This is a genomic window from Faecalibacter bovis (assembly GCF_017948305.1).
Classification (GTDB): domain Bacteria; phylum Bacteroidota; class Bacteroidia; order Flavobacteriales; family Weeksellaceae; genus Empedobacter; species Empedobacter bovis.
In genome coordinates, this window is record NZ_CP072842.1 from 1,616,960 (window position 1) to 1,640,230 (window position 23,271).

At 35.1% G+C, this 23,271-nt stretch carries 16 protein-coding genes, 2 tRNA genes and 3 rRNA genes; 14 read left to right on the plus strand and 7 right to left on the minus strand.

The window, feature by feature from the left end; translation table 11 throughout:
* Positions 1 to 64 precede the first annotated feature (64 nt).
* Positions 65 to 2,014, minus strand: a complete 1,950-nt coding sequence (locus tag J9309_RS07785) for a KUP/HAK/KT family potassium transporter (RefSeq protein WP_230475336.1) — start codon at positions 2,012 to 2,014, stop codon at positions 65 to 67.
* 328 nt (positions 2,015 to 2,342) lie between these two features.
* Here J9309_RS07785 and J9309_RS07790 point away from each other — a divergent pair, with 328 nt between their 5' ends.
* The 13 genes from J9309_RS07790 to J9309_RS07850 all read left to right on the plus strand — a co-directional run bounded on the left by J9309_RS07790 (position 2,343) and on the right by J9309_RS07850 (position 17,595).
* The gene (locus J9309_RS07790; RefSeq protein WP_230475337.1) at positions 2,343 to 2,786 is read left to right on the plus strand and encodes a MarR family winged helix-turn-helix transcriptional regulator; all 444 of its coding nucleotides are present in this window, start codon (positions 2,343 to 2,345) and stop codon (positions 2,784 to 2,786) included.
* 2 nt (positions 2,787 to 2,788) lie between these two features.
* Positions 2,789 to 5,188 (plus strand): 3-hydroxyacyl-CoA dehydrogenase/enoyl-CoA hydratase family protein, encoded by a 2,400-nt coding sequence (locus tag J9309_RS07795; protein WP_230475338.1) that lies wholly within the window; start codon positions 2,789 to 2,791, stop codon positions 5,186 to 5,188.
* A 40-nt stretch (positions 5,189 to 5,228) separates the two neighbouring features.
* Positions 5,229 to 5,588, plus strand: coding sequence for a four helix bundle protein (locus tag J9309_RS07800; protein WP_230475339.1), 360 nt, complete (start codon positions 5,229 to 5,231; stop codon positions 5,586 to 5,588).
* A gap of 25 nt (positions 5,589 to 5,613) precedes the next feature.
* Positions 5,614 to 6,795, plus strand: coding sequence for an acetyl-CoA C-acyltransferase (locus J9309_RS07805; RefSeq protein WP_230475340.1), 1,182 nt, complete (start codon positions 5,614 to 5,616; stop codon positions 6,793 to 6,795).
* Between the two features lie 89 nt (positions 6,796 to 6,884).
* On the plus strand, positions 6,885 to 8,687 hold the full coding sequence (locus tag J9309_RS07810; RefSeq protein WP_230475341.1) for an acyl-CoA dehydrogenase family protein: 1,803 nt from the start codon (positions 6,885 to 6,887) through the stop codon (positions 8,685 to 8,687).
* A gap of 247 nt (positions 8,688 to 8,934) precedes the next feature.
* The gene (locus J9309_RS07815) at positions 8,935 to 9,603 is read left to right on the plus strand and encodes an SIR2 family NAD-dependent protein deacylase (RefSeq protein WP_230475342.1); all 669 of its coding nucleotides are present in this window, start codon (positions 8,935 to 8,937) and stop codon (positions 9,601 to 9,603) included.
* A 1,321-nt stretch (positions 9,604 to 10,924) separates the two neighbouring features.
* Positions 10,925 to 12,442 (plus strand): 16S ribosomal RNA (locus tag J9309_RS07820).
* 123 nt (positions 12,443 to 12,565) lie between these two features.
* Positions 12,566 to 12,639, plus strand: a tRNA-Ile gene (locus tag J9309_RS07825).
* Between the two features lie 16 nt (positions 12,640 to 12,655).
* A tRNA-Ala gene (locus tag J9309_RS07830) sits at positions 12,656 to 12,732 on the plus strand.
* Positions 12,733 to 12,971: 239 nt separating this feature from the next.
* Positions 12,972 to 15,750: ribosomal RNA gene (locus tag J9309_RS07835) — 23S ribosomal RNA — on the plus strand.
* A 155-nt stretch (positions 15,751 to 15,905) separates the two neighbouring features.
* A 5S ribosomal RNA gene (gene rrf, locus J9309_RS07840) occupies positions 15,906 to 16,013 on the plus strand.
* The 16S, 23S and 5S rRNA genes sit together here with 2 tRNA genes alongside, the layout of an rRNA operon.
* Positions 16,014 to 16,533: 520 nt before the next feature.
* Entirely contained in the window at positions 16,534 to 17,094 is a 561-nt protein-coding gene (locus tag J9309_RS07845) for an RNA polymerase sigma factor (RefSeq protein WP_230475343.1), read from the plus strand.
* A gap of 33 nt (positions 17,095 to 17,127) precedes the next feature.
* Positions 17,128 to 17,595: a hypothetical protein gene (locus J9309_RS07850; RefSeq protein WP_230475344.1), complete on the plus strand. Its 468-nt coding sequence runs from the start codon at positions 17,128 to 17,130 to the stop codon at positions 17,593 to 17,595.
* Here J9309_RS07850 and J9309_RS07855 read toward each other — a convergent pair.
* The 6 genes from J9309_RS07855 to J9309_RS07880 form a co-directional block, all read right to left on the minus strand.
* Entirely contained in the window at positions 17,592 to 17,888 is a 297-nt protein-coding gene (locus J9309_RS07855) for an ATP-dependent Clp protease adaptor ClpS (RefSeq protein ID WP_230475345.1), read from the minus strand. The two genes, J9309_RS07850 and J9309_RS07855, sit on opposite strands and share 4 nt — an antisense overlap.
* A 4-nt stretch (positions 17,889 to 17,892) precedes the next feature.
* The gene (gene prmA / locus J9309_RS07860; RefSeq protein WP_230475346.1) at positions 17,893 to 18,720 is read right to left on the minus strand and encodes a 50S ribosomal protein L11 methyltransferase; all 828 of its coding nucleotides are present in this window, start codon (positions 18,718 to 18,720) and stop codon (positions 17,893 to 17,895) included.
* A 94-nt stretch (positions 18,721 to 18,814) separates the two neighbouring features.
* Positions 18,815 to 19,573 (minus strand): triose-phosphate isomerase, encoded by a 759-nt coding sequence (gene tpiA / locus J9309_RS07865; RefSeq protein WP_230475347.1) that lies wholly within the window; start codon positions 19,571 to 19,573, stop codon positions 18,815 to 18,817.
* Between the two features lie 29 nt (positions 19,574 to 19,602).
* Positions 19,603 to 20,685 carry an ABC transporter permease gene (locus tag J9309_RS07870; protein WP_230475348.1) on the minus strand — a complete coding sequence of 361 codons (1,083 nt, stop codon included), beginning with the start codon at positions 20,683 to 20,685 and terminating at the stop codon, positions 19,603 to 19,605.
* Between the two features lie 2 nt (positions 20,686 to 20,687).
* Positions 20,688 to 21,806, minus strand: coding sequence for a BT_3928 family protein (locus J9309_RS07875; protein WP_230475349.1), 1,119 nt, complete (start codon positions 21,804 to 21,806; stop codon positions 20,688 to 20,690).
* Positions 21,807 to 21,809: 3 nt separating this feature from the next.
* Complete coding sequence (locus J9309_RS07880; RefSeq protein WP_230477855.1) at positions 21,810 to 22,352, minus strand: DUF1599 domain-containing protein; 543 nt, start codon at positions 22,350 to 22,352, stop codon at positions 21,810 to 21,812.
* 58 nt (positions 22,353 to 22,410) lie between these two features.
* Here J9309_RS07880 and folP point away from each other — a divergent pair, with 58 nt between their 5' ends.
* On the plus strand, positions 22,411 to 23,241 hold the full coding sequence (gene folP / locus J9309_RS07885; protein WP_230475350.1) for a dihydropteroate synthase: 831 nt from the start codon (positions 22,411 to 22,413) through the stop codon (positions 23,239 to 23,241).
* Positions 23,242 to 23,271: the final 30 nt, after the last annotated feature.

Below are 23,271 nucleotides of genomic sequence, written 5' to 3' on the forward strand. Positions count from 1 at the left end.
GGTTCGTGTTTAATTTCTTTTTTCTTCAATTTTAAGCGTAGCTTAATTTTCTATTTTTAAAATATTATTTAATACGTTGTAAATCAATTTTATTTTTAGAATGTAGATATAGTGGTACTTGTTCAATAATTACGTCATTTTTTTCTAAACCAAAACTTTTAGAAATATTATATTCAACCTTTTTAATTAAACCATAAACCTTTAAAATTGTAGCTTCTTTTAATGTGAAATGACTTTCTATTGAAGGGAATTTTTGTAATAAAATAAATTTCATATCCGGTTCAGAATTATATCTTTTTAAGGTCGGTTGAAGATATTTTAATTCTAATTCTCCCGATTGATACAAATCGCTAATGATTCTTTTGATGTATAATTCAGTTTTTGGTTGAACTCTGAATCCAATTTTAAAGATAATTTTATAGATTTTCTTTTCTTCAATTTCAATTAATTCATACGCTAACGTATAAGGCTGATTAGTTCTTTCTACATTTACAAACCAATACATATCGGCGCGTTTTGGTCGTTTAGCTAATATAGAATTAATGATGTTCTTCTCAATCTTATTTTTCTTTGTTGATTTAGTGAAATAGAATAACAAAGTAGAATATTTATTCACACTTTTATCCTCGCTCAATTCAGATAAAATACTTTTATAATTATTAAAATTTACAAATTCTAGGTTTCTCTCGTTTAGGATTTTACCATAATAATTACAATACATCAATACAATAAATATTAAACTAATTGAAAGTGCAACGTAACCACCTTCATGAAATTTTAAAATATTAGCTGTAAAGAATGATATTTCTATAATTGTAAATATTGTAATGATAATTGCAATCGCAACTTTAGGAAGTTTATTGTATAAATATAAATAGTAGGCCAACAGAAACGTAGTCATTAACATAGTTACAGTGATGGCTAGTCCATAAGCGGCCTCCATATGTTCTGAACTTTGGAAATAAAGCACGACAAAAACACATCCCGCCCAAAGTAATACATTGATTGTTGGAATATAAATTTGACTTTTTTCTTCGTTGGGTTGTATAACCATTGTTCGTGGCCAAAGTCCAATATTGATAGCTTCATTAACCAAAGTGAAAGAACCTGTTATTAACGCTTGTGAAGCGATAATGGCAGCGCATGTTGATATAATGATTCCTGGAATTAATAAGAATTCTGGTAACATGGCAAAAAATGGATTTTTACCATTTAGATATTCTTGACCCGAATGCATCAACCAAGCAGCTTGTCCAAGGTAATTGATGATTAATGCAATCTTTACGTAAATCCAACTGATTCGAATATTATTTTTCCCGCAATGTCCTAAGTCAGAGTATAATGCTTCAGCTCCTGTAGTACATAAAAATACTGCACCAAGTAACCAAAATCCTTCTGGATAGTTAACTAATAAATTGTAAGCATAATATGGATTTAAACTTTTAATGATTTCTGGGTACTTTGTCAACATATAAATACCAATTCCCATTAAAAAAGTAAACCAAATAAACATCATAGGGCCAAATATTTTCCCAACTTTAGATGTTCCAGATCGCTGAACTAAAAATAGTATGGTGATAATGGTAAGAACTATCGGAATGATTGGTATTTCTTCTAATCCTTTTATAAACCTTAACCCTTCAACGGCTGATGTAACAGAAACTGGTGGTGTTATAATACCATCTGCAAAAAGCATAGCTGCACCAATAATTGTTGGAATAATTAATTTTTTACCTTTTTTATTAATTAATGAGTAAAGTGAAATTATTCCACCTTCACCATTATTGTCAGCTTGTAAGGTTAGCCAAATATATTTTATCGTGGTTTGAAAAAATAGTGTCCAAAATATACACGATACACCACCGTAGACAATATCTTCAGTAATTAATCTTTCGTTTCCTATGATTGCTTTCATTACATAAAGTGGACTAGTTCCGATATCTCCGAAAATAATACCGAATGTAATTAGCAGCGATGCATAAGTTACTTTTGAGTGAGTTGTAGTTGTACTCATAATATTTTGATTCTTAAAATATTTGATTTGAAATCTTATACGAATGTAGTTCTTAGCTTTGTTTAATTTAATACTTAATATTTATAATGTAGATTCAGTTATTGATGATAAAATCTATTTAATGGTGTACATATACACTATACTGTTTTTGTTATAAATAATGATTAAATTTTAATTTGAATGATAATAATGAATATGATTAATAGTGTTTTAAAGTGTTATTTTTAAAATATATATGCTTAAAATATAGAAATTCAAAAAAAAATATTTTTTATTATGCTTGCATAGTAAAAAATAATCTATATTTGTTATATATACACTGAGTGATATGTTAAGAGACGATTTAACGATTGACTATTTATTGCGATCAACATGGTTGGCCGTACAAAAAATGTATAATGAACAAGCAAGCGAGTATGACTCGACTATGGTATATGCCTTTACATTATTGTCTATCGATCCCAAAACAGGTACGCCAAGTACTTCGTTAGGGCCTAAAATGGGTATTGAGCCTACAAGTTTATCAAGAACTTTGAAAAATCTTGAAGACAGAAAATTTATAGTACGTAAACCAAATCCAGAAGACGGTAGAAGTGTTTTAATAACATTAACTAATGAAGGGTTGAAAATGAGGGATACTTCTAAAAGATTCGTATTACAATTTAATAATGCAATTAATGAAAATATAGAACCAGAAAAGATGAAGATATTTTTTGAAGTAATGGTAAAGATTAATCAATTAATATCTGATCGTAAAATATTCAAAAAATAATTATGAGAAGACACATTAAACATGTTACTGTATTAGGATCAGGGGTTATGGGATCTGGTATTGCATGTCATTTTGCAAATATCGGTGTAGAAGTCTTGATGTTAGATATGGTGCCTCGCGAGCTTACGCCACAAGAGCAAGCGAAAGGGTTGACTTTAGAAAGTAAAGTTGTTCGTAACAGAACGGCTCAATCTCATCTAGATGCAGCACTTAAAAGCAATCCTTCCCCAATTTACGACAAAGCTTTTGCTTCACGTATAACTGTCGGTAACTTTGATGATGATTTAGAGAAAATTAAAAACTCGGATTGGGTCATCGAAGTAATTATTGAACGTTTAGATATTAAACAAGCTATGTTCGAAAAGGTGGATGCTTTACGCAAACCAGGAACATTGGTAACATCTAATACATCTGGTATTCCAATTCATATGATGTCGGAAGGAAGATCAGAAGATTTCCAAAAACATTTCTGTGGAACACACTTCTTTAATCCTCCACGTTACTTAAAATTATTTGAAGTAATTCCTGGTCCAAAAACGGATCAATCTGTTTTAGATTTCTTTATGAATTACGCAGGTTTATTCTTAGGAAAAACAGCTGTTTTATGTAAAGATACTCCAGGATTCATCGGAAATAGAGTTGGGGTTTATTCGATGGCAAAAGTAATGGAGCTAACGCAAGAGTTAGGTCTTACAATCGAAGAAGCAGATACATTAACAGGGTCTATTTTAGGTCGACCTAAAACTGGAACATTCAAATTAGGAGATTTAGTTGGTTTAGATACGGCGTATAATGTTACGAAAGGCTTACAACAAAATACGACGGGAGACCAAATGATTCAAGATTTAAAAGAGTCTAAATTCTTAGATTTCTTGATTGAAAATAAATTCTTAGGAGATAAAACAAAAAAAGGATTCTATTACAAAGAAGTAGATAAAGAAGGAAACACAAATCGATTTGCTTTAAACTTAGATACTTTAGAATATCGTCCGATGGAACGTGCAAAAGTTGCTGCAGTTGAAACAGCAAAACAAGCAGGTTCTACAAAAAATAAATTAGCCGCTTTATTAAAAGCTGATGGAAAACACGGAGATTTAATTCGTAAACATTTTGCATCATTATTTGCTTATGTTTCTCAACGTGTTCCAGAAATTACAGATGTATTCTATCCAATCGACGACGCAATTCGTACAGGTTATGCTTGGAAATATGGTCCTTTCGAAACATGGGATTATGTTGGTTTAACTAAAGGAATTGAGTTAGTAGAATCAGAAGGATATCAAGTTTCAGAATGGGTAAAAGAATTAGCTGCAACTGGAGCAGATTCTTTTTATAAAGTTGAAGGGGGTAAAAAATTATACTACAACCAAAATTCAAAACAGTTCGAACCAATTCCAGGTCAAGATGCATTTATTATTTTAGATAATATCCGTAAAACGAATGAAATTTGGTCGAACAAAGAAGCTTCTATTCAAGATTTAGGAGATGGAATCATCAATTTAGAATTCCGTTCAAAAATGAATTCTTTAGGAGGTGGAGTTTTACAAGGAATCAACAAAGCAATTGATTTAGCTGAAAAAGACCACAGAGGTTTAGTAATCGGTAATCAAGCAGATAATTTCTCTGTCGGAGCAAATTTAGCAATGATTATGATGATGGCTGCCGAACAAGATTGGTGGGATTTAAATATGGCAATCAAAATGTTCCAAGATACGATGATGCGTGTTCGTTATTCTGATATTCCTGTAGTAGTTGCTCCTCACGGAATGACTTTAGGTGGTGGATGTGAAATGACAATGCATGCAGATAAAGTAGTTGCAGCTGGTGAAACTTACATCGGATTAGTTGAAGTTGGTGTTGGTTTGATTCCTGGAGGAGGTGGATCGAAAGAGTTTGCTTTACGAGCTGCTAAAAATGTTATAGCAGATGACGTTAAAACAAATCACTTAAGAGATGCTTTCATGAACATCGCAATGGCAAAAGTGGCTACTTCTGCTTACGAAGCGAAAAACATGGGAATTATTCGTGATCAAGACATTATCGTAGTGGATAAAGATCGTCAAATCGCAGAAGCAAAGAAACATGCAATCATTATGGCTGAAGCTGGATATACACGTCCAATCAAACAAAAAGTGAAAGTATTGGGTCGCGAAGCGCAAGGGATGTTCTATGTAGGAACAGATCAATTAGTAGCTGGGCGTTACGCTTCAGACCACGATCGTTTAATTGCGAATAAATTAGGATATGTAATGACAGGTGGAAACTTATCTGAAGCGACAGAAGTATCAGAACAATACTTATTAGACTTAGAAAGAGAAGTGTTCTTATCATTATGTGGTGAACGTAAAACGTTAGAGCGTATCCAACACATGTTAAAAACAGGTAAACCATTACGTAACTAAAAATAGTAGTTAGATGTTAGTAAATAGTAATTAGAGGAAGATGAATAATCTAAATGATTTAAAAGTTTGGAATAAGGCTGTTGAGTTATCTGTACAAATTTACAGTTTAACGACTCACTTTCCTGAAATTGAAAAATTTGGATTGATTAATCAAATGAGAAGAGCATCGGTTTCAATTGCATCTAACATTGCTGAAGGAGCAGGAAGGAATTCGAAAAAAGAATTCAAACAATTTTTAGCGATTTCTCATGGTTCAAGTTATGAATTACTAACACAATTAGAAATTTCGTTTAAGTTGAAATTTTGTTCAGAGGATGAATTTCTACATCTAAAAAATAAAATTATTGAGATTCAAAAAATGAATTTCGCATTACAACAAAAACTAATTACTAAGGACTAATTACTAAAAACTAAATTCAAAAAAAATGAAACAAGCATATATTGTTACAGGATATAGAACAGCAGTAGGTAAAGCACCAAAAGGAACTTTACGTTTTACTCGTCCAGACGAATTAGCGGCGACTGTTCTTAAACGATTAATGGAGGATTATCCAACATTAGATCCAGCACGTATCGACGATTTAATCGTAGGATGTGCAATGCCAGAAGCAGAACAAGGTTTGAATATGGCACGTTTAATCTCGTTAATGGGATTAAGCACAGATAAAGTACCAGGAGTTACAGTAAATCGTTATTGTGCATCAGGTTCTGAAGCAATTGCATTAGCAGCGGCTAAAATTAGAACTGGAATGGCAGAATGTATCATTGCGGGTGGAGCTGAGTCAATGTCGTATATTCCAATGGGAGGTTACAAGCCAATTCCAGAAACGGATATGGCAAAAGATCATCCGGATTATTATTGGGGTATGGGATTAACAGCTGAAGCAGTTGCAAACGAATTTAAAGTTTCTCGTGAAGAACAAGATCAGTTTGCGTTTAATTCGCATCAAAAAGCGTTAAAAGCATTGGCTGAAGGAAAATTTGATTCTCAAATTGTTCCGGTTGAGGTAGAATATAATTTCTTAGATGCGAATGAGAAAATACAAACGAAAAAAACAATCTTCAAACAAGACGAAGGACCACGTGCAGATACTTCATTAGAAGGTTTAGCAAAATTACGTCCAGTTTTCGCAAATGGAGGTTCAGTTACAGCAGGTAATTCATCTCAAATGTCAGACGGTGCTGCTTTCGTAATGGTAATGTCTGAGGATATGGTAAAAGAGTTAGGTTTAGAGCCAGTTGCTCGCTTAGTTTCTTATGCTACTGTAGGTTTAGCGCCACGTATCATGGGAATGGGGCCTTTATATGCGATTCCAAAAGCATTAGAGCAAGCTGGATTACAATTACAAGATATCGATTTATTCGAATTAAATGAAGCGTTCGCTTCTCAATCCGTTGCCATTATGCGCGAATTAGAGATGGATGTATCAAAAGTGAACGTTAGTGGTGGTGCGATTGCATTAGGTCACCCACTTGGATGTTCGGGAACAAAATTAACTGTTCAATTATTACACGAAATGGAAGCGCGTAAAGCAAAATACGGTATGGTAACGATGTGTGTCGGAACTGGTCAAGGTGCTGCTTCTGTTTTCGAATATTTAAAATAAAATAATGCGGTGTGAGACTGATGAGCTTCAAAACCGAGTCGGTCTCACTTTTATCAAAATATTTTCAAAACCCAAAAAAAACTATTATAATGTCTACAAATCCAAACAGATTAATTGGAGGTCAATATTTAATAAAAGACGCTTCATACAATGATATATTTACTTACGAAGATTTATCAGAAGAACAACGTATGATTTTAGAATCTGCGAAAGAGTTTATCGATAAAGAAGTAGTTCCAAATAAACATAAAATTGAGAAAAAAGATTATGCATTAATCGAAGAGTTGATGCGTAAAATTGGTGAATTAGGATTGTTAGGAATCTCTGTTCCGGAAGAATACGGCGGAATGGGAATGGGATTCGTTACAACAATGTTGGTTTGTGATTACATTTCTGGAGCTACTGGTTCTTTAGCAACAGCTTTTGGTGCGCATACAGGGATTGGAACGATGCCAATTACTTTATATGGTACGGAAGAGCAAAAGCAAAAATATTTACCAAAATTAGCTTCAGGTGAGGTTTTCGCTTCTTATTGTTTAACTGAACCAGAAGCTGGATCAGATGCTAATTCAGGAAAAACAAAAGCTCGCTTATCTGAAGATGGGAAAGAATATATCATCACAGGTCAAAAAATGTGGATTACTAATGCAGGTTTCGCTGATATATTCATTGTTTTTGCTCGCATCGATGATGATAAAAATATTACAGGTTTCATCATAGAGAAAGATAAAGCAGGAGAAGGATTTACTTTAGGGGAAGAAGAGGATAAATTAGGTATTGTTTCGTCATCTACTCGTCAAGTATTTTTAAATGAAGTTCGTGTTCCTGTCGAGAACATGTTAGGAGAAAGAAACGGAGGGTTTAAAATTGCGATGAATGCTTTAAACGTAGGTCGTATCAAATTAGGTGCTGCTTGTTTAGATGCTCAGCGTCGTGTGTTAGATAATTCTTTACAATACGCTTTAGAAAGAAAACAATTTGGTGTTTCTATCAATACGTTTGGTGCGATTAAAGAAAAGTTAGCGGATATGGCTGTTGCTACATTCACTTCTGAAGCGGGTGCTTACCGCGCTGCAAAAGATGTTGAAGATGCAATTGCAGATAATATAGCGAAAGGAATGGCTCATAATGAAGCTGAATTAAAAGGTATTGAAGAATACGCAATTGAAGCTTCTATCTTAAAAGTTTGGATTTCTGAAGCTGCTCAAGTTGCTTCGGATCAAGGAATCCAAATTTATGGAGGTATGGGATATTCTAAAGAAATGCCTATGGAAGGTGCTTGGAGAGATGCTCGTATTTCTAGAATTTACGAAGGAACAAACGAAATCAACTCCTTATTATGTGTGTCGATGTTAGTAAAACGTGCATTCCAAGGTAAGCTAGATTTGATGACTCCAGCAATGGGAATTGCAGACGAATTAATGTCAATTCCATCTTTCGATATTCCTGATTATTCAGAATTATTTGCTCAAGAAAAAGAAATCATCGCAAACTTAAAGAAAGTGTTCTTTATGGTTGCAGGTGCGGCTTTACAAAAATTCGGAGCTAATTTAGAGGAACATCAACAACTAATTTTGGCTGCTTCTCGTATCATGCAAGAGGTTTACATGGTTGAATCAGCAATGTTACGTGCAGAGAAATTAGCAAATACTAAAGGTGCTGACTCAGTTGTAAATGCAGAAAAATTAGTAAAATTACAATTATTCAAATCGGTAGAGATTGTTAAGACTGAAGCAACTCGTGGAATTATTTCATTCACTGAAGGAGATGAACAACGTATGATGTTATCAGGTTTAAGAAGATTTACACGTTACAACGAATATCCAAACATTGTGAATTTAAAAACTGAAATAGCTGATTTATTAATCGCTGAAAACAAATATACTTTTTAATAATATTAAGAAATATTATTTGTGATAATTATTGTAAGCAGTCATTGTGACTGCTTTTTTTTTAATTTATCGAGATGATATAGAATTTGGTACAGCTTTTGTTTATGTATAATCAAGTACTAGTCTTTAATATAAGTTAGTTGAGTTTTCATGGTACTTAAGTTTTAGTAGAGAAAAAAGCCTCAGTTAAGAAATTAGCTGAGGTTTTTTATTTTATTTAAAATATATTTAATCTATAAATATTCTTATGAAGAAAATTGTAGTACTTACAGGTGCTGGTATTAGTGCTGAAAGTGGTATTTCTACTTTTAGAGATTCAAATGGTTTATGGGAAAATCACGATATTATGAAAGTAGCCTCAATCGAAGGTTGGCATTCAAATCCTCAATTAGTTTTAGATTTTTATAATATTCGCCGTTCTCAATTAAAAAATGTAGAGCCCAACGCAGCGCATTATTTCTTAGCAGAATTAGAAAATCAATTTGATGTTACAATCATCACCCAAAATGTCGATAATTTACACGAACGTGCTGGTTCGTCAAAAATTATTCATTTACATGGCGAGCTAAATAAAGTTAGAAGTGTGCGCAACGATGAGGTAACTTACGATTGTACAGAAAATATTTACCTTGGTGATTTAGCAAAAGACGGTGGTCAGCTTCGCCCGCATATAGTTTGGTTTGGCGAATCCGTTCCTAAAATGGATCATGCAATAGATCTTACTTTACAAGCAGACATCTTTGTGGTTATCGGAACTTCACTTCAAGTTTATCCTGCCGCATCTCTTTTAGATTATGTAAAATTCGATGCTCAAATTATTTGTATTGATCCGAATGAACTTTCGATCAGTTCAAAGATTGTCCATATCAAAAAATCAGCAACAGAAGGCGTGAAAGATTTGATTAGTTACTTATAGAATGTATTACAAATATAGAATTTTAATTATGAGTTGCGAAGCAACTCAGTTTCCCGAGTCCGTTCACCAAAGTATTTCGTAACGTCTGCTTTTTAAAGAAGCATCCATTACAAAATAATCAATTCCAGCTATCACTTCCATTTTTACTTTACATATTTATCTCCATTTCGTCATTCTGAACTCGTTTCAGAATCGCATAGTAATAATCAACTAATCTTTTATTAATAAAAACCGACATATAAATCATTCGCGTAAAGAAAAATCACTTGATGAAGGATAAGAATGAATTACTGAGCGATAGCGAATGATTTAATTCATTCTTCGAAATCAATTTAGTTTTAGTCGAAGATTTTAGCAATGTCTTTTTTGGTTCGTTTTTTTGACGAAAAAAATGAACATATGTTTCTTTAATTAATAATAATACTTGAAGCTATATTCATGCAAAAAACTTCTTAAATCGTATTACAACTTTATATATATCCATTTCCATTTCGTCATTCTGAACTCGTTTCAGAATCGCATCGTAATTATATAATCTCTAGTTTTTCATTCAGATGTGTCGATAAATTTTTCAGTATTAAAAACCGACCTTTAAATCATTCGCGTAAAGAAAAAACACTTGCTGAAGGATAAGAATGATTTAGTGAGCGATAGCGAATGATTTAATTCATTCCCGTAATCAAGAGGTTTTTCAGCGAAAATGATTTACAGTCTTGATTTTTTGAATACTTTTTTATCAAGAAAAAAGTATTGATATATAAATAAGTCTATACTGTTTGTAATTATTTTACCTAAGCCACACTGTGACTTCTCCTTTTAATTTCAAATGTTTTGTGTCAAGACAAAAATGAAAGTAAGCTATATATAATTTAGAAAACTACCTAATTCTACAGGAAAAGCTACACCAAAACACATATCTAAATTTAATTCAAAAAATATTTCGCTTCTGTTCAGTTAGTTAAGAATAAAACTGAAAATAATTCACAAAAGCATTTGGAAAGCTGAATTATGTTGCCCTATATTTGCACTCTCAATACGAAAGACGAGTAGTATTGAAACTTGAAATCGCGAAGAAGTAAACAAAAATAAAAATTTCAAAATTTATTTAAAAAAGATTTTGCAGTTTAAAAATAAGTCTTACCTTTGCAACCGCAAACAACGAAAGAAGTTTGCATGAAACGAGAAGTTCATTTGAAATTACAATATAGACAGAAGAAATAAAAGCCGAATATAAATTAACGGTCAATCCTTGAATAATAGAGCTAAAGGAAATTCGAAGTTGTAAAACATAGAAGCGTTAAGCTTCAAACAATATTTATTTACAATGGAGAGTTTGATCCTGGCTCAGGATGAACGCTAGCGGGAGGCTTAACACATGCAAGCCGAGGGGTATTAGTAGCTTGCTACTGAGAGACCGGCGCACGGGTGCGTAACGCGTATGCAACTTGCCCTACTGAAAGGGATAGCCTTTTGAAAAGAAGATTAATACCTTATAACAGTGATTCTGGCATCAGAGACACTTGAAAGATTTATCGCAGTAGGATAGGCATGCGTAAGATTAGATAGTTGGTGAGGTAACGGCTCACCAAGTCAACGATCTTTAGGGGGCCTGAGAGGGTGAACCCCCACACTGGTACTGAGACACGGACCAGACTCCTACGGGAGGCAGCAGTGAGGAATATTGGACAATGGGTGGAAGCCTGATCCAGCCATCCCGCGTGAAGGATGACGGCCTTATGGGTTGTAAACTTCTTTTATATGGGGATAAACCTACTTACGTGTGAGTAGCTGAAGGTACCATATGAATAAGCACCGGCTAACTCCGTGCCAGCAGCCGCGGTAATACGGAGGGTGCAAGCGTTATCCGGATTTATTGGGTTTAAAGGGTCCGTAGGCGGACCAATAAGTCAGTGGTGAAAGCCCATCGCTTAACGATGGAACTGCCATTGATACTGTTGGTCTTGAGTGAGGTTGCAGTGGCTGGAATGTGTAGTGTAGCGGTGAAATGCTTAGATATTACGCAGAACACCAATTGCGAAGGCAGGTCACTAAGCCTCAACTGACGCTGATGGACGAAAGCGTGGGGAGCGAACAGGATTAGATACCCTGGTAGTCCACGCCGTAAACGATGGATACTTGCTGTTGGATTTTCGGATTCAGTGGCTAAGCGAAAGTTATAAGTATCCCACCTGGGGAGTACGTTCGCAAGAATGAAACTCAAAGGAATTGACGGGGGCCCGCACAAGCGGTGGAGCATGTGGTTTAATTCGATGATACGCGAGGAACCTTACCAAGGCTTAAATGCATAATGACGTATTTGGAAACAGATATTTCTTCGGACAGAATGCAAGGTGCTGCATGGCTGTCGTCAGCTCGTGCCGTGAGGTGTTAGGTTAAGTCCTGCAACGAGCGCAACCCCTATCATTAGTTGCCAGCGTTTAAAGACGGGGACTCTAATGAGACTGCCAACGCAAGTTGAGAGGAAGGTGGGGACGACGTCAAGTCATCACGGCCCTTACGTCTTGGGCTACACACGTGCTACAATGGTAAGTACAGAGGGCAGCTACTTGGCAACAAGATGCGAATCTCGAAAACTTATCTCAGTTCGGATTGGAGTCTGCAACTCGACTCTATGAAGCTGGAATCGCTAGTAATCGCATATCAGCCATGATGCGGTGAATACGTTCCCGGCCTTGTACACACCGCCCGTCAAGCCATGGAAGCTGGGGGTACCTGAAGTCGGTGACCGTAACAGGAGCTGCCTAGGGTAAAACTGGTAACTAGGGCTAAGTCGTAACAAGGTAGCCGTACCGGAAGGTGCGGCTGGAACATCTCATTTTTAGAGAACGACGAATTTTCTTCTATTAAATTAGAAGATTGACTGTTTTATTCGGTTTTATTTACTGTCGGATTTGATTTCAAAGATATATATTACAAAGACCACTCTTTAAGAGTATTAAAGAGTCTCATAGCTCAGCTGGTTAGAGCGCTACACTGATAATGTAGAGGTCGGCAGTTCGAGTCTGCCTGAGACTACTAATAGAAATAAAGAGGGGGATTAGCTCAGCTGGCTAGAGCGCTTGCCTTGCACGCAAGAGGTCATCGGTTCGACTCCGATATTCTCCACCAAGCTATAAACGAAACTCGAAATTCGAACTTCGTGAAAAGCAGAAGAGTTCATTGACATTATTAGAAAAAGATAACAAGAAAATTGTTAACGACATACAATCAAACAGAGATTAAGAAATTAATCAAAGCAATATAGAATTAAATAAATAAACGATTTAATTCGGCATTGAAGGTATACAATTAAACAAAAAACGAGTAAGATTAACATAACCGCTCATTAATATGACGGTTAAATTATGAAAAAAGTTACTAAGGGCGTACGGCGGATGCCTAGGCTTTGAGAGGCGATGAAGGACGTGATAAGCTGCGATAAGCTACGGGGAGCGGCACATACGCATTAATCCGTAGATTTCCGAATGGGACAACCCGGCATGTTGAAGACATGTCACTCACGTAAGTGAGAGCGAACGTTGGGAACTGAAACATCTAAGTACCAATAGGAAAAGAAATCAATTGAGATTCCGTAAGTAGTGGCGAGCGAACGCGGATTAGCCCTAAAGACTTTATAATTTTAGCAGAATAACCTGGAAAGGTTAACCGAAGAGGGTGATAGTCCTGTAAGCGAAAAGGTTATATAGTTGATAACGAGTAAGGCGGAACACGAGAAATTCTGTCCGAATATGGGAGGACCATCTTCCAAGGCTAAATACTCCTCAAAGACCGATAGTGAACTAGTACTGTGAAGGAAAGGTGAAAAGCATATCGAATAGATAGTTGAAATAGAACCTGAAACCGTACGCCTACAAGCGGTCGGAGCACGAAAGTGTGACGGCGTGCCTTTTGCATAATGAGCCTACGAGTTAATGTCACTGGCAAGGTTAAGTACTTCAGGTACGGAGCCGAAGCGAAAGCGAGTCTGAATAGGGCGATGCAGTCAGTGGTATTAGACGCGAAACCTTGTGATCTACCCATGGGCAGGTTGAAGCTTTGGTAACACAAAGTGGAGGACCGAACCGGTTGACGTTGAAAAGTCTTCGGATGACCTGTGGGTAGGGGTGAAAGGCCAATCAAACTGGGAAATAGCTCGTACTCCCCGAAATGCATTTAGGTGCAGCGTTTAGTGAAGTATATTAGAGGTAGAGCTACTGATTGGATGCGGGGCTTCACCGCCTACCAATTCCTGACAAACTCCGAATGCTAATATATGTTTCTAGGCAGTGAGGGCATGGGTGCTAAGGTCCATGTCCGAGAGGGAAAGAACCCAGACCATCAGCTAAGGTCCCCAAATATATGCTAAGTTGAAAAAACGCGGTTGGATTGCATAGACAGCTAGGATGTTAGCTTGGAAGCAGCTATTCATTTAACGAGTGCGTAACAGCTCACTAGTCGAGCGATCCGGCATGGATAATAATCGGGCATAAGCATATTACCGAAGCTATGGATTAGTACATTAGTACTACTGGTAGGGGAGCATTCTATCGACGTCGAAGTCACCTGGTAATGGGTGGTGGAGTTTATAGAAAAGAAAATGTAGGCATGAGTAACGATAAAATAAGTGAGAAACTTATTCGCCGTAAGACTAAGGTTTCCTAAGCTATGCTAATCAGCTTAGGGTTAGTCGGGACCTAACACGAACCCGAAGGGGTAGTGGATGGCAAACGGGTTAATATTCCCGTACCTGCTCTCAACAAAAGTGACGGATGATCGTAGGTGGTGCGTACTGACGGAATAGTACGTTGAACTTAGGTAAACTAAGGATAGTACACAAAGCCTTCGGGTGGCGTGATAATCCACTGAACATTGTCCCTAGAAATAGCGAGAGAAGCAGCCCGTACCGTAAACCGACACAGGTGGTCGAGGAGAGTATCCTAAGGCGCTCGAGTGAGTCATGGTTAAGGAATTAGGCAAAATAGTCTCGTAACTTCGGGAGAAGAGACGCTGGCAGTAATGTCAGCCGCAGTAAAAAGGCCCAGGCGACTGTTTATCAAAAACACAGGACTCTGCAAAATCGAAAGATGACGTATAGGGTCTGACACCTGCCCGGTGCTGGAAGGTTAAGGAAGGGGGTTAGCTTCTGCGAAGCTCTTAACTGAAGCCCCAGTAAACGGCGGCCGTAACTATAACGGTCCTAAGGTAGCGAAATTCCTTGTCGGGTAAGTTCCGACCTGCACGAATGGTGTAACGATCTGGGCACTGTCTCAACCATGAGCTCGGTGAAATTGTAGTATCGGTGAAGATGCCGGTTAATCGCAACGGGACGAAAAGACCCTGTGAACCTTTACTATAGCTTTGTATTGACTTCGGGTAAATAATGTGTAGGATAGGTGGGAGACTATGAAGCAGCATCGCTAGGTGTTGTGGAGTCATTGTTGAAATACCACCCTTTATTTACTTGGAGCCTAACTCCCTTAGGGAGGACAGTGCATGGTGGGTAGTTTGACTGGGGTGGTCGCCTCCAAAAGAGTAACGGAGGCTTTCAAAGGTACCCTCAGCACGCTTGGTAACCGTGCGTAGAGTGTAATGGCATAAGGGTGCTTGACTGTGAGGCCAACAAGCCGAGCAGGTGCGAAAGCAGGACATAGTGATCCGGTGGTTCCGTATGGAAGGGCCATCGCTCAAAGGATAAAAGGTACTCCGGGGATAACAGGCTAGTCTCCCCCAAGAGCTCACATCGACGGGGAGGTTCGGCACCTCGATGTCGGCTCGTCACATCCTGGGGCTGGAGAAGGTCCCAAGGGTTGGGCTGTTCGCCCATTAAAGTGGCACGCGAGCTGGGTTCAGAACGTCGTGAGACAGTTCGGTCTCTATCTGTTGTGATCGTTAGAAGTTTGAGCGGACTTGACTCTAGTACGAGAGGACCGTGTTGAACAAACCTCTGGTGTATCAGTTGTGCCGCCAGGTGCACCGCTGAGTAGCTACGTTTGGATGAGATAAGCACTGAAAGCATATAAGTGCGAAACTCGCCGCAAGATTAGACTTCTTTAAAGGGTCGTGGCAGACTACCACGTTGATAGGCTATAGATGTAAAGGCAGTGATGTCATAGTCGAGTAGTACTAATTACCCATAAACTTTTTCAAATATTAATTTAACCGTCATAGAGAAGGTTAGTTAATCTTATTTGAATTGTGTACTGGATTGTATCAAAATAAATAAAACAAACACTTGTATTCAAGTATCTAATAATGTTAATAATATATTAGGAATTAAACCTAATTAAAAATATCTAAGAAATTAGGGTGGTTATAGCGAAAGGGCTCACCTCTTCCCATTCCGAACAGAGAAGTTAAGCCTTTCAGCGCCGATGGTACTGCTATTGCGGGAGAGTAGGTCGCCGCCAGTTTTTAAAAAGAATCCTCAATCATTTAATTGGTTGGGGATTTTTTGTGTTTATACTTTACGTATATGTTTTGAGTTTAATGTGATACGTTTTTAACTGTATGGTGTAATAGAGTTGTATGCGTAGCTGAAACGTGTTAAGTCAACCGATAAAAAATAAATCTATTTCTGATATAATTAGAGGCTTCACTATCGTTTACTATTTTATTAAGTTTTTTAATTGTATTTTTTCTTCATATTATAGTTTTACATGTTGTTGTAGAATTAAGGGTGTTATTTTTTTTAACCGCGTTAGGGATAGTAGTGGAAATCCTTTGCGAGAATTTTTATTATTTATATTACGAGCAAAGATTGGAACGGATAGCCCGACCGAGCGAAAAGATATTAAAGTTGTTGGTTTAAAACAGTTCTTTAAGTTTGGATTTTATTAAATAGTAAAAAATGAACAGCGAGCAACGCCCTAAAATAATGTGTCATAAAATTTGTTAAAATTTGGTTTTTCAATAGACGTTTAACTATGTTTGATGTTTAAAATACTTTGGTTGGATAAGGATCAAGAAATTATTGATTTAATAGTAGGTAAACAGATTGACAAAGGGTTTAAGCTGCTTGTTGGAAGCTATCATCAGAAGGTGTATTGGCAGGTTCGACGCATGGTTTTGATTCATGAAGATGCTGATGATGTTACACAGAATATTTTTATAAAGATTTTTCAGCACTTAAAAGATTTTAGGAGTGAAGCTAAATTATCTTCATGGATATATCGTATTGCGTATAATGAATCAATAAACTTTATACAGAAGAGAGCTAAAGAAATTCATCAATCAGCCGAAGATTATACTTTAGGCGTTGTAGATCAGTTGGAAGATGATCAATATTACACGGGTGAGGAAATTGATTTAATATTGCAAAAAGCAATAGCACAATTGCCAGAAAAGCAACGTGTGATTTTTATGATGAAGTATTATGATGAGATGAAATATGAAGAGATTTCTTCAATTTTAGATACTTCCGTTGGTGGATTGAAAGCAAGTTATCATCATGCAGTGAAAAAAATTGAACAATTTATTAAAGATTCCGATTAAACCTTTGTATATTACTATTGTCTAATAAATAGAATGAAGAAAACTAATTTAAATAATAATAAAGAATTTAAAATTCCGACAGATTACTTTGCAAGTTTAGAAGAGTCTATTTTAAACGAAACAAAGCGATTTGAGGATCGTTCTATTTTTGAAGTTCCGACAGATTACTTTTCGGATTTAGAAGCTAGTATTTTAAATTCTACGGTACAAGTGAAGAAAGGTAAAGCAAGACAATTATGGATTGCCGTATCTTCTGTTGCTGCTTGTTTACTATTATTTGTTGTTGGTTATATTCAATTCAACAATTCTAAAGAGAAAACTACTTTGATTGTTGATAAGAAGGTTTCGCCTAAAGTGGATCAAAAGTTAGAAAATGATGTTTACGAATCTTTATATAAATCTTATTTTGTAGAAGAGGAAATAAAAAAATCGTCTAACGATATTTCATTAGACGATTTAGATGAGTTTTATTTAGATCAACAGTTGTCTAGCAATTATTAAACAATTTCTGCACTAATTCCTCGATTTAATAATTCTGTGCATCGAGGTTTTAAATCTTCATAAGATCCTGATAATACATCACATTTTCCTTTGTAATGGATAAGGATCGTACATTGTTCAGCTTGTTCCGGTGTGTGTTCACAAACATCCATTAATGATTCGATTACCCAATCAAAAGTATTAACATCATCATTATACACAATGATTTGGTATTTTTTAGATTCTTGTTCTAAAACTTCAACATCCGAATCATATTCAGTTTCCCATTGAGGTTTAGTTGAAAATTTGATCATAATCTTATTTTTTGAAGTGTAAAGCAATCCACTCGTTACGTTGTTTAACAGATACAAAAGTTAAACCACGTTCGATACAAAATGCGTGAATGTCGTTGTAATCTTGTTCCATTAACCCGCTTAAGAATAAATCTCCGCCATCGTTTAATACTTCGATGTAAGAAGGAATTTGAGCCATTAAAATATTCTTATTGATATTAGCTAAAATAATGTCAAACGTTTTAGTACCTAATAACGAATTATCACCCATTTTAGCATCAAGGCTAACACCATTACGTTTACCATTTTCGATAGAATTTTCTACAGCCCACTCATCGATGTCGATACATTCTGCATAATTTGCGTTTTTCTTCATTCCTAAAATTGCTAGGATAGAAGTTCCACAACCCATATCTAAAATATCTTTCCCAGAGAATTCAGTTTCTAAAATATATTCCACCATTAAATGTGTAGTCGAGTGGTGACCAGTACCGAAAGACATTTTTGGTTGAATGATAATTTCGTAAGGAATATTCTCAATAGTTTCGTGAAATTCTGCACGAATTAAACATTGATCGTTAACTAAAATCGGTGAAAAACTTTCTTCCCAAGTTGCGTTCCAGTTTTGTTGTTCGATTTCTGTACGAGTGTAAGAAAATTCGATGTAATCTAACGTGTCTAAAACTTCTTTAATTTCAGCTTCGTTTTCGTCAGTTGCTGGAATATATGCGTCAAAACCATTTTCATTTTCTAAAAAACTCTCGAAAGGTAAATCCGAGATGTTTGCGATAATGATTTCGTTCCATGGTTCAGTTTCTGTAACTTGAAATTTATATTCGATATAGTTTGTCATACAATTTTATTAAAAAGCTTGTTTTAAAAGCCAAGTGCAAATTTACGATTTGGAATTTAAAACAAGCTTAATTTGTATTTAAAAAATGATAGTGTTATTTGAAAGCAGCAATAATTTGAGAAAAATCTTCTACTTTTAAAGATGCTCCTCCAACTAATCCACCATCAATATCTTTTTGTGAGAATAATTCTTCAGCATTTGAAGGATTAACGCTTCCTCCGTATAAAATACTTGTATTTTCAGCAACTTCAGAACCATAAGTTTCATTTAATACTGAACGGATAAATGCGTGTATTTCTTGTGCTTGCTCTGGAGAGGCTGTAACACCAGTTCCAATAGCCCAAACAGGTTCGTAAGCGATGACTAATTTTGTTAAGTTTTCAGCTTTTTGAGGATTTAAAGCATTTAAAATTTGAGATTTTACAACGTCAAAATGCTTTTCAGCTTGGCGTTCTTCTAATTTTTCACCAACACATAAAATTGGCGTGATATCTTTATTAAAAAGTTGTTCTAATTTTTGCGCTATAATTGCATCAGTTTCTTGTTGATATTCTCTTCTTTCAGAATGACCAACAATTGCACAATTAATTCCTATGCTATCCAACTGTTCAGCAGAAATATCTCCGGTATATGCACCTTTTTCTGAGTTAGAAACGTCTTGTGAAGCAACTTGTACAAAATCACCGTCAACAATTTCTTGAATTGCTTGTAAATAAATAGAAGTTGGAGCAATGATAACTTTTGCAGTAGGTTTATTTTCAGTTGCCCATGCGTTAAGATCATTTGCTAATTGTAAGGCTTGTTCAAAAGTCAAGTTCATCTTCCAGTTTCCAGCTACAATATTATTTCTCATATATTTTGTTTTTATTTGTTTATAATTAGTTATTTTATTCTTACTCTAGGATCTAAAACACCGTAAAGTATATCGATAATAATGTTAATAATGATAAACATTACAGCGATAACTAAAACAGCTCCCATTACGATAGGTAGATCTAAAGTATTTAATGCATTTACGATTTCTTTTCCTAATCCGTTCCATCCAAAAACAAATTCTACAAAAACCGCTCCGGCAAGCATAGATGCAAACCATCCAGAAATTGCTGTAACTACAGGATTTAAGGCATTACGTAAAGCGTGTTTTAAGATGACAGTTTTTTTAGATAAACCTTTTGCATAGGCAGTTCTGATGTAATCTTGACTTAAAACTTCTAGTAAAGAATTACGAGTTAATTGTGTAAAAACAGCCAACGGACGAGATCCTAAGGTGATTGCTGGAAGAATTAAATTTTTAAGAGTTAAATGTTTGCCTTCGCCTAAATCATCCACTTCATATAAACTGCCAATCATGTTCAAATTAGTGAAATCGTGCAACAGAAAAGCAAATAAATACGCGATGATGATAGCTGAAAAGAACGATGGAATACTCATTCCGAAACTTGTAATAACTAATAATGTACGGTCAATCCAACTATCTTTTACTAAAGCGGAAACTATACCTAAGGAAACGCCAATAAATGTCGCAATTATAATTGCAGAAACTGCTAAAACAATTGTGTTAGGTAATGTTTCGCCAATAATTGTCGCAACAGATTTACCTTGTTTTTGAAATGAATTTCTTAAAAATGGTTTCTTAATTACTAAAGTTTGACCGCCTAAATCTGCAATTTTTGAATATTCGTATTTTCCTGAAGATAACGAAGTATATGTTTCATTTTTTGGATGATTATCATGAATCGAAATTGGAGATAAATCATTCAAATAATATAAATATTGCTTCCAAACAGGTTGATCTAAACCAAGATTTTTTCTGATTTGAGCCAATTGTTCAGGATCTTCTTTTTGGTCTAACATCATACGTGCCGGATCTCCAGGAAGTACGGTAAACAAAAGAAAAACTACGGTTACTACTCCAAAAAGTGTAAGAAAACCGTAGAATAATTTATTGATGATATAGTTAATCATCTTTATAATTTTTTGTCTAATTGTTGAACAGTAGGGAAATCGTTGTCGTGGTATTTAGCTTTTACTACACCATTAGAAATTAAAACAATTCCTGGATTTGAACGAATAATCGTTTTCATTGTAGTTTGGTCCATAAAGCATAATTCAGACTCTAATTTATCTATCGGATTGTTAGAAACAGTTACAAATTCATAACCTTTAGACTTTGTTTCTTTAGCTAAATTATTGATTTTATTTGTTTGTTCTGTTGAAATTTTTTCAGCAAATGGAACGACAATTAAAATTACCTTAGGATGTGATAAATAATAAGACGTTTTATCAACACCATTACAATCAAAATAAAAATCGTGGATTGGAGCTTCGTAACCTTTTTGATCAATTACGTTTTTTGTCTTATCGACGTCCATTTCCCAAATAGAAATATCTTGATATAATTTTTGGCTGATGTATTTTTTGTCATCAACAACAATTGTAGAACCGTCTAATTTATTTTTTAATGTAAATAATGTTTTGTATTTCGTTGGTTTTAAACCTAATTCTTCAGCCGATTTCATACCATGAACCAAATCTTTACCGACAGCATAAGCTCTAAAATCAATCATTGGTAAATGATTAATTCCGATATATGAAATGATGATCGATCCAATCGTTACTAAAGAAACTAATGCGATATTTAATGGTTTAATAAACAATGGTTGAATGTAGCGATTGCCAACAACTAAAATTAAAATTAAAACTGTTAAAACAACGTCTTTGTAGAAAGACGTCCAAGGTTCTAACTTTAAGGCATCACCGAAACATCCACAATCTGTAACTTTATTAAAATATGCTGAATAGAATGTTAGGAAAGTAAAAAATACAATAGTAGCTAATAAGGCAAAAGTCGTAAATTTTCTGAATAATCCCAATAATAGCAAAACACCAAGTACAATTTCGAAAATAGAAAAGAATGTTGCTAAAGGAAGACTTAAATCCATTAAAAATGGAATATTTAAAACTCCAGGAGAAAAATATTCTTCTAATTTAAAACTTAATCCAATCGGATCAACTGCTTTTACAAATCCTGAAATGATGAATAATACACCAACAATGATTCTTGAAAGATGAACCAAATATCTCATATTTTATTTTTGTTCGTTGATTAAAATTAAAGCGAAGATTGAATAGTTAATCATGTCTAAATAATTGGCATCTAAACCTTCAGAAACGATTGTTTGTCCTTTATTATCTTCAATACTCTTTGTTCGTAATACTTTTTGATAAATTAAATCAGTGATAGAACTTACGCGCATATCACGCCAAGCTTCACCATAATCATGATTTTTCTTCATCATAAGATCGTGCGCCATCGTCGCATATTTATCATAAAATTCTGTTGCTTGTTCGGGTGATAAATCAGGTTGATCTGCATAACCTAATTCTAATTGAACTAAAGCCATAATCGCATAATTAATTATACCGATAAATTCGCTTTCTTCCCCTTCATCCACCATTCGCTCAGTAGATTCTTGCAGTGTTCTAATACGACTCGCCTTGATAAAAATTTGATCTGTTAAAGACGGTAAACGCAATACACGCCAAGCAGCTCCGTAATCTTGTAATTTTTTTGTATATAAATCCCTACATTGGGCAATTATTTCATTGAATTGTTTTGACGTATTTTTCATAATTTCGTTATCGAATTCAAAAATATTAGAATTCATTAAAGTATACAACTTCTAAGATATGACAATTAATTGTAATGGTCGATTAATCGATTTATCAGAACCTAAAATTATGGGAATTCTGAATACAACTCCAAATTCTTTTTATGATGGAGGTAGCAATCATTCAATGGATTTAATTTTCCAAAAGGTTGAAAAACATCTAAAAGACGGAGCTGATTTTCTGGATATTGGTGGTTATTCTACCAAGCCAGGTGCTGAAGTTGTTTCTGAACAAGAAGAAATTGACCGAACAGCGCCAGTGATTAGAAAAATTGCTGAGAAATATCCGGATTTAATTATTTCGATTGATACATTTCGTGGGAATGTCGCTAAAGAAGCCATTCTTGCAGGAGCATCTATAATTAATGATGTTTCTGGATTCGAGTTAGACGAAAATATGTTAGCAACAGTTGGAGATTTAAAAGTTCCGTACATTTTGATGCACATGAAAGGAACGCCGCAAACGATGCAAAATAATCCGACGTATGATGATGTTACGTTAGAGGTAAATCAATATTTTTCTGAAAAAATTGCAAAACTACGTTCGGTAGGAGTGAATGATATTATTTTAGATCCTGGTTTTGGTTTTGCTAAAACGTTAGAACATAATTATGAATTGTTTAATAATTTGGAAGTTTTAGGATTTGGAGATTATCCTTTGTTGGTCGGAATTTCAAGAAAATCGATGATTTATAAAATGTTTGGATCAACACCACAAGATGCTTTAAATGGTACAACTGCTTTAAATATGGTTGCTTTGCAAAAAGGTGCAAAAATTTTGCGTGTGCATGATGTAAAAGAAGCTAAAGAAACATTACAAATTTATAATGCTTTAAAAGGGAAGTATTAAAATAAGAAAACCTCGAAGATGACTTCGAGG